Here is a 13,266-nt window from a genome sequence, read left to right as displayed (position 1 = left end):
TCTGTCTCACAACGCCGCCTCATAGACGTGCCGCACCTCTTCCGGATCATGGAGGCGCTCCAGCCTTCGAACGATGAAATGACCCCTGCCCATCTCCTGGAAGTGATCGATGAACATCGTGTTGATCAGTGCGCCGCCGAAGGCACCGACCACAGGCACCATTTGCGCGGCCGCCTTTTCCGACACGACAATGGAAAAACGCGAGGCGATCTGGGTGATCAGGCGAACGATCGCCGGCGCCCCCTTGTCGGAGAGGCCCCGCCTGGCCAGATGGGCCGCGGCATCCGACACCGCCTTGGCCATGGCGGTCCTGGCGGCGAAATATCCGGCATCGGCCGCATCGTCGCTGCTGGACCGGCCGCCCAGGGCCAACACCTGCAGGCACTGAAGTCTTGCGTCCGCCGTGCTCAGATCTTCGCCTTCGCTGCGGGCGATATCGGCGATCGATCGCAGCATGATCGTCGTCGACACGGGCAGCTCGACGGCCAGCGCGGTCCACCCCAAGGCGCCGCCCGCGGCCCCGGTCGTCCCGACCGCCAATTTGTGCCACCAGTTCGATGGGGGGCCCGGTTTTCCAGGCCCCAACGTCCACAAGGCGACGTCGAGCGCTTTCTCGATCGATTTCCGGGCCGCTTCATTGACCAGCAGGCGCCACCTTTCAGGCAGCATGGCAATACTCTTTTCAATCGGCGCGCCGACCACCATGCTGATCTTCGCCGCCAATCCCGGATGCTCCAGATACGCCTTGGCGGTTTTCAACGCCTCGATGTCCGCTGAAGAGAGTGTCATTGGCCATTTCCTGCGATCGCCGGCTATTCCGTAAACCCTCTGGCTTTCATTCGCTCGGGATTCGTGAAGCGCGCCATCCCGGTCTTCATCTTATCGAATCCGAACTGTCGGTAAAACCCTTCCTTCCCCGGCGACGCATACAATATCACATTGCACCCCTCGAGTCGCCCGAGAATCGCCTTCAGCAGGAGCGTCCCGATTCCCTTCCCCTGAAATTCGGGAACGACCGCCACATCATAGACCGCCCCCTGGTAGACCCCATCCGAGATCGCCCGCCCGAACCCGATCAATTGGCCGTCACGATAGGCGAACACGGCGGTATGGCTGGCCTCGAAGGCCTCCCTGTGCGCCTCCGGAGCGTGGTGCGCCATGCCGACCCGCTCCAGGGTTTGGGAAACCCGCTGCCAGTCCACGTCCGAACAGCCGTAACGAATATCGATGTCCATTTACAACTATCCTTTATTATTCGTAATCGTATAAATTTGCCAGAAACTTGCATTTCAGAAAATATAAAGATAATGATGCGGTTTCATTTTTTAAAGAAGGGACCTTGATACCGATCGGCAGTTGACACTGAATGGAACTGCGAATATCGACGATTGGATGGGCATATGAACACTACCTTGATCGACCTGTTTGAAACCAGCATTCTCGAGAACCGCACCCGGCCGGCCTTTTCCGATTACATGAAGGGCGACAGTGCCGCGGTCACCTATGGGCAGGTAGCCCTCAGGACACTGGCGATACATGAGCTGTTTGCGGCCTGCGGCATCCAGAGGGGCAGCAAAGTCGCGGTGCTGGGAAAAAATTCCGCCAACTGGGCCACGGCCTACCTGGCAACGCTCCTCTACGGGGCCGTTGTGGTTCCGATTCTACCCGAATTCAAGCCCGAGGAGATCTTCACCATCATCGAGCATTCGGACGCGCACATGCTGTTCTGCGCCGATGACCTCTTCCAAAAATGTGTCGCGTCTGGAAAAAAAATTTCCATCCCTGTCATTTCTTTAAAAGATTTCAGGCCGCTATCCGGCCTGGAACGAGGATCAGCAAAGGCAGGCCGCATCCATACCATCGAGGATGATGGCACCTCCTTGACCCCCGGCATGTTCGGACAAAAGACGGGAGTCAGGGATCACTCGGAATCCCTCGCATCCATCGTCTATACATCCGGCACCACGGGCTTCTCGAAGGGCGTCATGCTGCCCATGAGAAGTCTCATGGCCAATGTCGTTTTCGCCCAGGAAAATATGCCGTTGAAACCCGGCGACACGATACTTTCGTTTCTGCCCACGGCCCATGCCTTTGGATGCGCATTTGAATTCCTGTTTCCATTTGCCAACGGTTGCCACATCACCTTTCTGGACCGCATGCCCTCCCCGACGATTCTTTTGAAGGCATTTTCGGACATACGGCCCAGGCTGATCTTATCCGTTCCGTTGATCTTCGAAAAAATTTATAGCAGCAGAGTCAAACCGCTGTTGAACGGAAAAGCCGCCCCCCTGTTCAAACTCCCCCTGGTTAAAAACCTGCTCAACGCCATGCTTCGCAAAAAACTGCATGAGTTGTTTGGCGGAAATTTCATTCAGATCATCATCGGTGGCGCGGCCCTGAACCCGGAGGTGGAAAACTTCCTCCACGACATCGGATTCCGCTATACCGTAGGATACGGGATGACCGAGTGCGGACCGTTGATCAGTTATGCGGGCTGGGATTCGTTTAAAAAGTACTCTGTCGGGCGAAGTATCGATACTCTCGAAATCCGCATCGATTCGGATGAACCGTCGAACATTGCGGGTGAAATCATGGTCAAGGGCGCCAACGTGATGCTCGGGTATTACAAAAACGAGAAAGAGACCCGGTCCATTCTGACTGAAGAGGGGTGGCTGCGCACCGGCGATCTGGGCGTCTTCAACGATCATGGGAACATCTTCATTCGCGGACGCAAAAAAACCATGCTGCTCGGCTCCTCCGGACAGAACATCTATCCCGAAGAGATCGAGGCCAGACTGAACACCATGCCCTTTGTGGAAGAGTCCCTGGTGGTTCAAAGAGGCAACCGCCTCACGGCCCTCGTATTTCCCTCTATCGAACAAATGAAAGAGAAGAATTTAGATGACGAGGCATTGGCCCCGATAATGGAAAAGAACCGCAAGGCGTTGAATGCGATGGTGTCCTCGTATTCCACGGTATCCAAAATTGAAATCGTGAAAGAGGAGTTCGAAAAGACGCCCTCGAAAAAAATAAAGCGTTTCCTCTATTCATGAACGCATGCGGCCAGGCGGCGACAAGACCATTACGCGTATTGGCCTATTCGGCGTATTCGGAATTTTTCAGAGACACCAGCTGCTCAATGGTCTTTTCGGTCACCTTGATATTTTTGGCAAAATAACGCTGCAGACGTTCGATCAGTTGTCTTTGCTTGACCTTGTCACCGGCGTAATAGTCGTGATGTATCAGCTTGTTGGCCCAGGCCATATTGGCCTGCACCTCTTCAGGGATGCGTTCACCGTCATGCCGAACGGCCTCCTCCGGGCATATCTCATGACAGTGGGCACATCGTATGCACGCCTCATCATCAATAACGGCAATGTCATTTTCCATGAGAATCGCCCCGGCCGGGCATTCATCCACGCACGTTTCGCATCCTACGCATAACTCTTCTTTTATCCATGGCATGTTAACTGATGTCCACCTCCAGACTTATTTTTCTTTCCAGACCGCTTTTCGCTTTTCCAAAAATGCGTTAATGCCCTCTTTGGCGTCTTCTGTCGTACACAACCGCGCAAACGCCTCGTTCATATATTCAAAGGATTTATAATAATCCAGATCTGCTGCCGAATAAAAAGCCTTTTTGGCAAGTTGCAACGCCACAGGGCTTTTTTGTGCTAAAATTGCAGCCCAGTTTCGGGCCTCTTTATCCAGTTCAGCATCAGATACAGTTCTATTGATCAGACCCAAATCAAGGGCCGTCTCAGCTTTTATGAGATCACCGTAAAACAACAGTTCAAGTGCTTTTTTTCTGCCCACGGATTTGCTCACGGGAATCACAGGCCCGACACAGTTAAGCCCCACATTAATTGCGGTCAGCCCGAACTTGGTTTTCTCTCCTGCTATGGCAAGATCGGCAGCAGCGACCAAACCGGCGCCGTTTGCCGCTGCAACACCGTGCACCTGAGCGATCACAGGTTTGTTCATCTTGCTTATAAAAACGAGAGGTGCCTCCATACATTCTATCCACTGCTTGTATTCGGAAGGGGTTTTACCAAAAAAGTCGCCGATATCAATTCCCGCGCAAAAAGCCCTGCCCGCGCCTTTAATCAGAACGACTCTGACATTTTTATCCTTATCGAGCATCAACAAGGCATCTTTCAATTCATTGGCCAGTGTTGTTGTAAAGGTATTCATATGGTCAGGACGATTCAGCGTAATCTGGGCAACGAAATCATCACCCACCTCGACGATAATGGATTCATAATTCATGGCCATATTCCTTTCTCATTAGTTTCAGCGGTTATCCACAAAGTCCAGATTAGAAATATTCCCAGAGCGGGTCAAGACCAAACAGATACGGTCACACCAAGCCAGAATTTTTTCCATTTGGGCTCCCACAATCTCCTCGTGCTGGAAATGAACGTTAAATGCCGGATGGGAGCTTGGAGGTCATCATCTTCTTCCGATCAATCCTACGCCCGTCAACAATGAACGTTCCGTCGCCAACAGCGTGAATCATGCGCTTCTCCTTGCGCTTGTTGTCGATGTATGCGGCAACTGCCTCCAACACGACAATGTTGTGCTTTTTAACGATGTCGATGACCTTGCACTCTATGTTGGCGAGGCACTCCTTGATCAAGGGCGACCTGACGACCTTGCCCTGCAAAGGTGTCAGCTTGAACTTGGCAAACTTGTCTGTGTCTTTCCCGGAGCACGTCCCTATACCGACCACCCTATCCAGCATGTCAACTGTCGGAATGGCAATGACGCACTCCCTGTTTTTTCGCAAGGCCGCGAAAGAATAATTCCATTCACCCGTGGTGATGGCAAACACCGGGGTGAAATCTATCACTATGGTCCATGAGATAGTCATGATGTTGTCTTTCTGCCCATCATGGGTCGTCACAAGAACAACAGGCCCTGATTCGATCAGGGTAAAGGCCTTGCTCAGTCTCAACTCACGCATGAGAGCACCTCGTGATATTCCTTTGTTTGTCCTATGGCCAGGCCAAGCTCGTCCGCTCGATGTCATCAGGCGCCAACGATTTTTTAAAGGCAGGTGTGGAGCGGAAGCGGAACACCTGTCCCGTGTAGAGAAACGTTGGGCGGCACTTATCGCGTCGGCATCACCCGCACGTGCGCCCACACGCGGTTCTTTCCAACGTCGGGGTCCATTTCCGTGATAAGAATTCGATCACCCTTCTTGGCGACACCGACTGCGTCAGAGAGCTTGTAGAGTGGAAATGAGGGCTTTCCCGAACGAAGATAGGTGTCGTCCACGACAGAGTAGACCTCTTGCTCCTTCGGCAGCGATCCGCGAATCTCGAGCTGTCGTGCTTCCCAATGCCCGTCTTTGAAAGTCCCCAAGTACATCCAGCCCTCAAGCATGTAAGACCGAGAGATCTTTAGTGCTGCGCTGGTCAGTGCAGCCTGCGACGCAACAGGGACTTCGTCTGGGTCAGGAGACTTCGAATCCAAGCTTGCCCTCTGGGCCGCCTCCGTTTTGCCAATAACTGCCCCAACGATCGACCGCACGTCAGGATCATCGTTCGCGAGCCGCTCCAAAACTTCATTTGATTCCTGACGATCCGCAGCCAAAATGATGTAGATTGCGGCTCTCTTATCGTTCAGATTCAGCTTATACAAGGCATAGGCGGCCATCTTGGCCTTCTCAGGAGAATCTCCGGCCAGCAGGTCGATGTATGGCTCCATAGCACTGACAGCACTAACCGTCTGAGCGATCTCCTCAAGCTGTCTCGAGGTATCTCTGGCCTGGTCCGAGAGTATCAAACCACCGACTCCCAGAAGTATGGGAGTCAGAATCGTCGCGATTGCCTGCAAACGGGGAAACGGTTTATCGGCCATACTCCATACCTCCACGTGTCTCTTGACGACCGGCCTTAGAGGGAGCGGCCGCTTTTTGGCCGCGTTCCGCTACAGGTTGAGGTTATGAAAAAACTGTTTCCGGGCAGCAGGGGACGTACATGAAAGTTTAAATAATTCATTATCCCTTACGCTATACACCAGCCGGCTATGAAGAAAATGCAATTTTCATAGTTTAATGTACGTTCCCCAGTCCCCCTATCAGAAGGTTTCCCATCACGGCAAACTCGACGGTCAACACGTCCCCTTTTTTCCCAGACGGAAAGTCTCCCGGTGCGCGATGCACTGCACCAACGGACGAATCGGGAAAGATTTTGGAGTATAACCGCGCCGCGTCCTCGACGTCGCCATCGTACCAGAGACAAACCGTGTTCTTTGCTGGTTTCATCATGCCCCTCCTTGATTGGAGGATAAGGCATCTCCCGACAGCAGTGTGGAGCGGCAGAGTAACACCGGTCAGGCGAGGAAAAATGTTTATCAAGAATTCATGTCCTTGCGATAATCCATGCAACGATCAAAATAAATATCCATGCTCCGGAAATACACCATAAGGCATTTTTCCAGTTATTTCCGAAATAGCGTTTTGTCGATTGAACAATCCATGTCCAATTCAGCCAAAGATGTAAAAATAAAAGTATCAATAAGATAGCAGAGAGAAAAAGATGAATATCCCCCCATTCATGTCTGTGGAGACCCAGAAAATATTTTGCAGCCTGATGTTTTTTTCCTTCCGGTATGACAAATCCCAACAACAATCCGATCAAAGCAATCGAACAAATATCAATGAAAAGAATGGCATCGATAATATATTTTAAAGAATTCTTTTTCATTTTCATTCATGAACTCTCGTGTCGTAGCCGCGTGGTCTTTGGGGTACTATGGTACAAGGGGACATACATGAAAAGGTACAAGAGGTACAAGGGGACGGGTACAAGGGGACGTACATGAAAATATAAAAAATCTATTATCAACTGCGCTCCGCGCCAGCGAAATTTGCAAAAAGGAGCTCAATATTAATTGTTTAATGTACGTTTCCTATGTGCCAAAATCCCTTAAATCCCAATCTGAGCATTTACTCTCCCTTATACTCGAGCATTTCTTTATATCCTTCCGGGTTTGCCTGGACATCTGCGAGGTACTCCTCGATGGCTTTGTCATAAACGACTGGGTCCATATCCTTTGCTTCGGCATTGGGGTCCAGTTCCAGGTATTTGCGCCCTTTAATTGACGCAATAGCCTCTGTGGAGGACAATGGGGAGTATCCGGATGTCCGCGCCCGCTATATCCTTTTGAGCTTCATTCTCTCTCCTATAAGAATACAATGCTCAGGGGCAGCAAAAAGCAGAGCGAGAAACGAGCGACGCTTTTTTCTGTCCACTGGAGCTAATTGTTATGCGCTTTGCCTTTTTCACCTTCGATGTATTTCCAGCTATGTGGGTACATAGTTGACAGAGGGGGATTGTGATAACCCTCTGCATCATAAATCCCAATTTCTTCTTTCAGTTGCTCTTCTAACTTCAACGTTGCATCGAAAATGCTTTGCCGTAAATCCTTGTTTACTTGTGCATCTGGTTCGTATTTTGGATTCCAATTTGTATTTTCGTCTAAGATATTTCTTAGTTCCAAAATGTTTACGATCCCTGAATGGCTCAAAAGAATAGCGTTGCTACTATCCCATTTATCTATCTCATTGAGTCTGTTTTTCAGCTTAGAGTATGGTAAGTCTATTGCCCTTAAATCTTTTCCCAAGTCACTCAATACCTTATACAGTGACGGATATGCCTCAAGCCTTTTTTCATAGAGCTTTTGGTTAAACCTGCTTTCAAGTTCCACTTTGAGGTTGTTAACTGTTAAATCTGCTTGGTTTGAACTGACAATATACGAGACGAACGCCGATACAAGCACGCCTGAGAGGGCTATCAATGCAACTGTTGTCGTTTCAGAAAATTTCATTACGCTCCCTCGTTTACCGCATAACGATAAGCTGTCGGGCGGCATGGTCCTCGCCGTCCCGACCAGCGATGGGTTGTGTCACGCCATTTTAAATTTTTCCCACATTTCTTTATATTCTGCTACGGCTCGTTGCGCTTCTGGAAAATCTCTTAATTTCTTATACAGCTTCAACCGCAAACCAAATGATGTATTATGAGGACATGGATACACTCGCCAAGCTTTTGATAAGCAATCTATGGCCTTTTCAACCTTCCCAGATTCTAAATAGCCCAATCCCATGTCTACGAATGCGTTAGTATATCCACAAGAAATTGGTTCAAACCATAAATGGTCATATTTTATTCTTGCTTTAGATGCCCATATCGTCAGTGATTGGATTCTTAGTACCATTCCAAGCTTCGCTAACATCCAGAGATATAAATGAAGGAGCATCCCTATACCAACCGAAATTCCTTTTGGCCCGATTTCATCCCATTTTTTGAATTCAGGCGGCTTATTTTGAGCTGGATCGGGGCCATTTAACCACTTGCGCCAAATATGCAGAAGATTTAGTACGTCCGTTTTTGATAGTTCAGAATTCATCTTCAACATCGCTATCTATGACACAACGTTTGCTTCACCAGCCGGGGGGGGATACTGATAAATGCTTACAAAATATGTTATATTAAGGTCAGTAGAAGCCTTCCAAAAAATGCCAAGGCCCGCCCGGTCTGCATGCAAGCGATTGTTCGGTGTCCTATTTGATTTCCATTTTTTTGAATGGACTTAAAGATTCCCAATATTTCTTTAGTTTCTCTGCCTTTTGTAAAGCTTTTTCCAATTCTGAATCTGAGCCACTCAAAAAGACAGCGCAATATTGATTTAAATCGTCGAATAACCTACGGAAACCATCTAATGGATCTTCAGAAGAGCCCGGATATTTTGCTATACGCTTTTGTCCGGTTAATGCCCAAAGGAAAAATTCATGACCAATCGATTTCTCACATAGTGAATATTCCACTAAACCGAGCGAAAAACGAAAATGATACTCAAGTTTTCTGTCTTCTTTCTTCCATGACCCGAATGCAAAATTACCACCCGAACTCTGCCCTTTCCCTTCGACGAAAAATTGAAAACCATTTTTTACCATCAGTGGTTTTAATATTTCAGTACCATCGGAAAGGATTTCGCTTTTTGATTTCATGTTTCTACACACCGAACGTATGGCTCATGGGCCGCAAAAGCATACGACGTTCACCAATGAAAAGTTAGATGATGAAATCGCTACAGCCACAGTCGCCCGCCTTTTGCGGTCCAATGGAGCCTAAGGTTCGATTCCCTTTTATTCGAGATACCCATTTTCTCTCGACATCACAGGATTTGGGAATAATCCCATCCCGGTTTTTAAATTGCCAAAGCCGAATTTACGGTAAAAATCCTGTTTCCCAGGTGCAACGTAGATCAGCACAGGGCCACCTTTCGGCAATTTCGATAGAAGCGCTTCCATAATTGATTTACCCACGCCTTGATTCTGGAACTCAGGCAATACGACCACATCATAGATGGCTGATTGATATTGACTATCTGAAATCGCACGACCAAAACCAATGATTGCATGATCAAGATATGCAGAACAAACAGTATGGCTATTTTTTGCTGCTTCTTTTAACTTATTTGGTTCACGTGTACCGAGGGGTGCAAGCCTAAATATCTCGCACAATGCTACCCAATCGATATTTTCAATTCCGTATTTTATGATGATCTTCATAGTTACTTCACAAATCGAACGCCGCGTGTCTGGGGCGGCATGCTCCTCGCCGTCCCAAGCACACGCTGGTTATACCTTGTTTTCTATTATGAAGTTAATTTGGAATCCAGCCTCTCCATGCCTGCCACCTGCCCAAGCAGTGTAGTATATGCGAACTGGACGATGACAACCTTGACATTGGAAATCCAAAAATGAATTGGCGGTTCCTTTGTCCAATGTGCTAACAAGATTATCAATTTTATGGGCCATGTCTTCACTCAGATTTGTAAACTCTGATAGACTATGTTTTTCGAAATCCTTAAATGATAAGGACAAACCCTTTTGGCAAAATGGACATTCATAAACAGATCTTGGATATGTATCCCAATCACTATAGTTGCTATAGTCAACCTTGCCTAATCGTTCTTCAGCAGGAACTGTTTTCATATCTTTCATGAGGTATAACTTTCGGCTTCACAGGGAGCGGCGCTCTTTGCCGCGATCCTGTGCAAGCCGTGGTTAGCGAACCCCTATGGATTCTGAAAAAATACGCCTATGCGCTGCTTTAATAGCTTTATGAGCCCTTCATCCATATACTCAAACTCATCAGGGATATCCAGACAGATCACCCTTTGTTTGTTGATAAATTTACGGTACTTTTTCCGCAACTTGTTTCTATGTGGTTTCTCCATTACAAAAATATAGTCGGCCCATTCTATAAGTTCCGGAGATGTTGGAACAACAGCATCATTATTCAAACCGGCTGACCTCACTTCGAAACCATCAGCTCCAGAGAAAATTGCTTCCGCAGTGGGACTTCTTAACTTGTTTTGACTGCATAAGAACAAAACATGTTTCATAATTTGTGATTTCTTCGCTAACGCCACGCTCACCGGTAAATTGGGAGCGCAGCGAGTAATTTATCCGAGTGCAGCGTTTTGTTAGGCATGGGCCAGTTTGAGGCCAACAATACCCGCACAGATCAGCCCTAAACTTACTAGCTTAAGAACGTCCGTTGACTCGCCGAACAATAAAATGCCTAGAAGTGCCGTACCTACAGAACCAATACCAACCCATATCGCATAGGCTGTACCGACGGGCAACGTTTTCAAAGCCAAGCCTAGCAAGAGAAAACTTGCCACCAGTGAAATCACCGTGCCAAAAGCAGGCCATGGTTTCGTAAACCCATCTGTATATTTTAATCCAATGGCCCAACCAATCTCCAAAAGGCCAGCTATAAACAAAATTACCCAACTCATAAACACCTCTCAATTAGCTTTGGGGCCGTCCCCTAACGAAGTTGAGAGGTGAGGTCGTCCTCACTTCAGAATGAATGCCTAACGCTGCGGTCGGGGGCAGCAAGGCTTCCACCAACCTTTGTAAAGGTGACGATACTTTCGCCTGCACTGTTTTCCTTAATGGCCGGGCCCTTGCTGTCCCTTGAACCGCATTGTTAAGCCCTTAATCCTTTGTATGAAGGGTTTTAGCCAAAAATGAGCCGATAATTCATCTTCAAATATTTGTTGAATGCGATCAGAGTGTTTATGCATAGTCTGAAGTCGCTGGTCTCCTAAATCGGAGGCAGTGTGGAGCACTGAATACTTTTTGGCACAATCATAAAACTCTTCCCGCAAGTCCTTAGGCAAATATAGCTTTACAATTTTAGCGTAATTCAAAGCAGGAAGGTAAGCTTCGACCAATCGCGTACTCCGTTCTTTAGAATTATCAACAGAGTCGTGATGATATAATATATCAGTTGCTTTCATCCTTCCTTCGTCGAGCTTTTCCAAAAAGAGTGCAAAAGATTCTGCCCTTCTTTCAAGAAGCCATTTATGATGTTGTGATTGGCGAGTGAAATAGGCACCTATAAAACCACCCGCAAGTGCCGATAAAGCAGTAAATATGGTTTGAATCATCTATTATTCTCTCAGGCTTAACACAAAACTAACCGGCGGCGGATAGGTTGGCACAGCCTTCCTGATAGCTTCTGAAAATGTAAACCTCAATGGCGCTCAATTCGCCCCGCTTTTAGCCGTCTGAGTTTAGTGATAGGTTATGCCTTTTATTCATTCTTTTTTTCCAGATTGCTCACCTGAAACCATATCTGTGAGGCCTTTTAAAATACCAGTAGCTGAGCCTGCACCACTCTCAATAACTCTAGTTAGACCATATAAAGCACCAACACAGAGTATGTAAGGAATTAAAAGAAATAACCCAGTGATCCTTATCGATTTTGGTATTTCAATATTTGGAAACCAGAATACAACAATTAGGAAAATGCTCAAAAGACATCCCCAAACTAAAAAAATAAAAATCCCTACAAGTTTTATAAAGCCGTAAAAGTTTGTTGATCCACTTTCTTGAGTTTTTTTGAAATCAACTATTTGCCGATAAAATATCTTTCCGATCGTATATGTTGCACCAGCAACTGGCAGTATATAAAATAGAGTTGGAATAAGAAATTCAAAAATTTTGCCCATAATTTATTCCTACGGCATAACGTGCGCCTTACCGGCGCGCGGCGGGCTTCCGCGCGTCCGAGTAGAGGCGATTGTTAAATGAGATTGTCATTCAACCTTCCAACTGTCCAAATCCCCTGGAAGATACAGGTCCCATTTTAAATAAAAATCTGCTGCATCTTCTGGTTTCTTAAATGCCTTTTCTCTTTTCTCACTGACGATTGGCGCACCGAATGCGCTATAGTGCAAAATATGGCAGATATAATTTTTGCCCGTGTTTTGGATAACCACTCCTTCCTTCCCTTTTGACAGATCGCATGGGAACCATTCAGTTTGCGTAATCAAAGAAACCAAATGAGCCCGCACCTCGTTGTAATTTAAAGGGGGGTGAGGCCATATGCCTTTCGCAACCCTATCCGGCACATTCATATGGCCACCCTTAAGAAGGAATGTAAGAGTATCTTTGTCCATATACATTTAACGCCAAGCTTCACGGGGAGCGGCGACCTTTGCCGCGATCCCGTGCAAGCTTATGTTGGGCGATTTTGTTTTGTATAAATAACTCCAAATCCCTTTGGATCGTAGAGGTCCCAACTTGCATTTTCATAATGTACAAAATAGTCCTTGGCATTTAAAATGGATGCCCATTTATCTATCAACTTCATGAAATCATGCAATTTAAAAGAAGCAGGATTAATGTCATTCGGAAAAAATGATATTTCAAGGCAATATTCGTCCTTTTTCTGGCTGTCCCAATCAATGAATAATTGAATACACGGAATTAGTTGTTGGTCGGATACCAAAACGCAATGAATATAACCATTTCCCTCACTTAATATTTTGGCCGGATTTTCTTTCAGAAGTCTTGAAACATCTTCGCCTTCATTATCAGTTGCATTGTCTATTCTATATCCTTCTGTGAAATTCTTTATTGCTTCTACCATATAAAAATGTGACGTCGGCGTGAATGTAATATCCCTCGTCATTCCATCAGTGTCCAAAATACACTCTATAACTTTCTGCTTTGTAAACATGCTTCTATACGTCCAACATTAATATTATCCAGCATTCCTTGTTTCTCAGAGCGGCCTTCCGAGAAGCTTCCGCTCATTCGCCCTGATAAAAATTAGAACCATTTGTATTTAAACTGTATATTGACAATTAGGACCAAATGGCAAATAAATTCTTGACAAAATTAAAATTATTTCTCTACAAAACGTTATTCCGATCGCATCAGATTGATCA

The 13,266-nt window shown here is 46.9% G+C and carries 21 protein-coding genes; 1 reads left to right on the top strand and 20 read right to left on the bottom strand.

Annotated elements, in window-relative coordinates:
* Positions 1–6 precede the first annotated feature (6 nt).
* Positions 7–789, bottom strand: coding sequence for an EcsC family protein (locus tag DFT_RS02280; RefSeq protein ID WP_054029611.1), 783 nt, complete (start codon positions 787–789; stop codon positions 7–9).
* Positions 790–812: 23 nt separating this feature from the next.
* Positions 813–1,235 carry a GNAT family N-acetyltransferase gene (locus DFT_RS02275; protein WP_054029610.1) on the bottom strand — a complete coding sequence of 141 codons (423 nt, stop codon included), beginning with the start codon at positions 1,233–1,235 and terminating at the stop codon, positions 813–815.
* 165 nt (positions 1,236–1,400) lie between these two features.
* On the opposite strand from DFT_RS02275, the gene DFT_RS02270 reads away from it, so the two are divergent.
* A complete protein-coding gene (locus DFT_RS02270) occupies positions 1,401–3,053 on the top strand; it encodes an AMP-binding protein (protein ID WP_054029609.1) in 1,653 nt (550 codons plus the stop codon).
* Positions 3,054–3,096: 43 nt separating this feature from the next.
* On the opposite strand, the gene DFT_RS02265 is transcribed toward DFT_RS02270, so the two are convergent.
* The 18 genes from DFT_RS02265 to DFT_RS02200 all read right to left on the bottom strand — a co-directional run bounded on the left by DFT_RS02265 (position 3,097) and on the right by DFT_RS02200 (position 13,055).
* On the bottom strand, positions 3,097–3,465 hold the full coding sequence (locus DFT_RS02265) for a DUF362 domain-containing protein (RefSeq protein ID WP_054029608.1): 369 nt from the start codon (positions 3,463–3,465) through the stop codon (positions 3,097–3,099).
* A 24-nt stretch (positions 3,466–3,489) separates the two neighbouring features.
* Positions 3,490–4,269 carry an enoyl-CoA hydratase/isomerase family protein gene (locus DFT_RS02260; protein WP_054029607.1) on the bottom strand — a complete coding sequence of 260 codons (780 nt, stop codon included), beginning with the start codon at positions 4,267–4,269 and terminating at the stop codon, positions 3,490–3,492.
* A 154-nt stretch (positions 4,270–4,423) separates the two neighbouring features.
* Complete coding sequence (locus DFT_RS02255) at positions 4,424–4,966, bottom strand: flavin reductase family protein (protein WP_054029606.1); 543 nt, start codon at positions 4,964–4,966, stop codon at positions 4,424–4,426.
* A 146-nt stretch (positions 4,967–5,112) separates the two neighbouring features.
* Positions 5,113–5,865 carry a hypothetical protein gene (locus tag DFT_RS02250; RefSeq protein ID WP_054029605.1) on the bottom strand — a complete coding sequence of 251 codons (753 nt, stop codon included), beginning with the start codon at positions 5,863–5,865 and terminating at the stop codon, positions 5,113–5,115.
* 193 nt (positions 5,866–6,058) lie between these two features.
* Entirely contained in the window at positions 6,059–6,271 is a 213-nt protein-coding gene (locus DFT_RS02245) for a VOC family protein (protein WP_200907002.1), read from the bottom strand.
* 97 nt (positions 6,272–6,368) lie between these two features.
* Positions 6,369–6,719 carry a DUF4405 domain-containing protein gene (locus DFT_RS24740; RefSeq protein WP_076750324.1) on the bottom strand — a complete coding sequence of 117 codons (351 nt, stop codon included), beginning with the start codon at positions 6,717–6,719 and terminating at the stop codon, positions 6,369–6,371.
* Between the two features lie 236 nt (positions 6,720–6,955).
* On the bottom strand, positions 6,956–7,135 hold the full coding sequence (locus DFT_RS02240) for a hypothetical protein (RefSeq protein ID WP_054029604.1): 180 nt from the start codon (positions 7,133–7,135) through the stop codon (positions 6,956–6,958).
* Between the two features lie 131 nt (positions 7,136–7,266).
* A complete protein-coding gene (locus tag DFT_RS02235) occupies positions 7,267–7,836 on the bottom strand; it encodes a cell division protein FtsQ (protein ID WP_054029603.1) in 570 nt (189 codons plus the stop codon).
* 78 nt (positions 7,837–7,914) lie between these two features.
* Positions 7,915–8,418, bottom strand: a complete 504-nt coding sequence (locus DFT_RS25665) for a tetratricopeptide repeat protein (protein WP_152971835.1) — start codon at positions 8,416–8,418, stop codon at positions 7,915–7,917.
* 154 nt (positions 8,419–8,572) lie between these two features.
* Positions 8,573–9,019: a hypothetical protein gene (locus tag DFT_RS02230; protein ID WP_054029602.1), complete on the bottom strand. Its 447-nt coding sequence runs from the start codon at positions 9,017–9,019 to the stop codon at positions 8,573–8,575.
* Positions 9,020–9,157: 138 nt separating this feature from the next.
* Positions 9,158–9,583: a GNAT family N-acetyltransferase gene (locus tag DFT_RS02225; RefSeq protein WP_054029601.1), complete on the bottom strand. Its 426-nt coding sequence runs from the start codon at positions 9,581–9,583 to the stop codon at positions 9,158–9,160.
* Between the two features lie 69 nt (positions 9,584–9,652).
* Positions 9,653–10,018 (bottom strand): hypothetical protein, encoded by a 366-nt coding sequence (locus DFT_RS25660; RefSeq protein WP_152971834.1) that lies wholly within the window; start codon positions 10,016–10,018, stop codon positions 9,653–9,655.
* 74 nt (positions 10,019–10,092) lie between these two features.
* Complete coding sequence (locus DFT_RS02220; protein WP_054029600.1) at positions 10,093–10,422, bottom strand: low molecular weight protein tyrosine phosphatase family protein; 330 nt, start codon at positions 10,420–10,422, stop codon at positions 10,093–10,095.
* An 81-nt stretch (positions 10,423–10,503) separates the two neighbouring features.
* Complete coding sequence (gene sugE / locus DFT_RS02215) at positions 10,504–10,821, bottom strand: quaternary ammonium compound efflux SMR transporter SugE (protein WP_054029599.1); 318 nt, start codon at positions 10,819–10,821, stop codon at positions 10,504–10,506.
* Between the two features lie 156 nt (positions 10,822–10,977).
* The gene (locus tag DFT_RS25655) at positions 10,978–11,478 is read right to left on the bottom strand and encodes a hypothetical protein (RefSeq protein WP_152971833.1); all 501 of its coding nucleotides are present in this window, start codon (positions 11,476–11,478) and stop codon (positions 10,978–10,980) included.
* Between the two features lie 150 nt (positions 11,479–11,628).
* Positions 11,629–12,042 (bottom strand): hypothetical protein, encoded by a 414-nt coding sequence (locus DFT_RS25650; protein WP_152971832.1) that lies wholly within the window; start codon positions 12,040–12,042, stop codon positions 11,629–11,631.
* Positions 12,043–12,129: 87 nt separating this feature from the next.
* Complete coding sequence (locus DFT_RS02205; RefSeq protein ID WP_152971831.1) at positions 12,130–12,492, bottom strand: hypothetical protein; 363 nt, start codon at positions 12,490–12,492, stop codon at positions 12,130–12,132.
* A 59-nt stretch (positions 12,493–12,551) separates the two neighbouring features.
* Positions 12,552–13,055, bottom strand: coding sequence for a hypothetical protein (locus DFT_RS02200; protein WP_054029596.1), 504 nt, complete (start codon positions 13,053–13,055; stop codon positions 12,552–12,554).
* Between the last annotated feature and the right edge of the window lie 211 nt (positions 13,056–13,266).

Source organism: Desulfatitalea tepidiphila (genome assembly GCF_001293685.1).
Lineage (GTDB): Bacteria > Desulfobacterota > Desulfobacteria > Desulfobacterales > Desulfosarcinaceae > Desulfatitalea > Desulfatitalea tepidiphila.
This window is presented reverse-complemented; position numbering and strand designations above follow the sequence as displayed.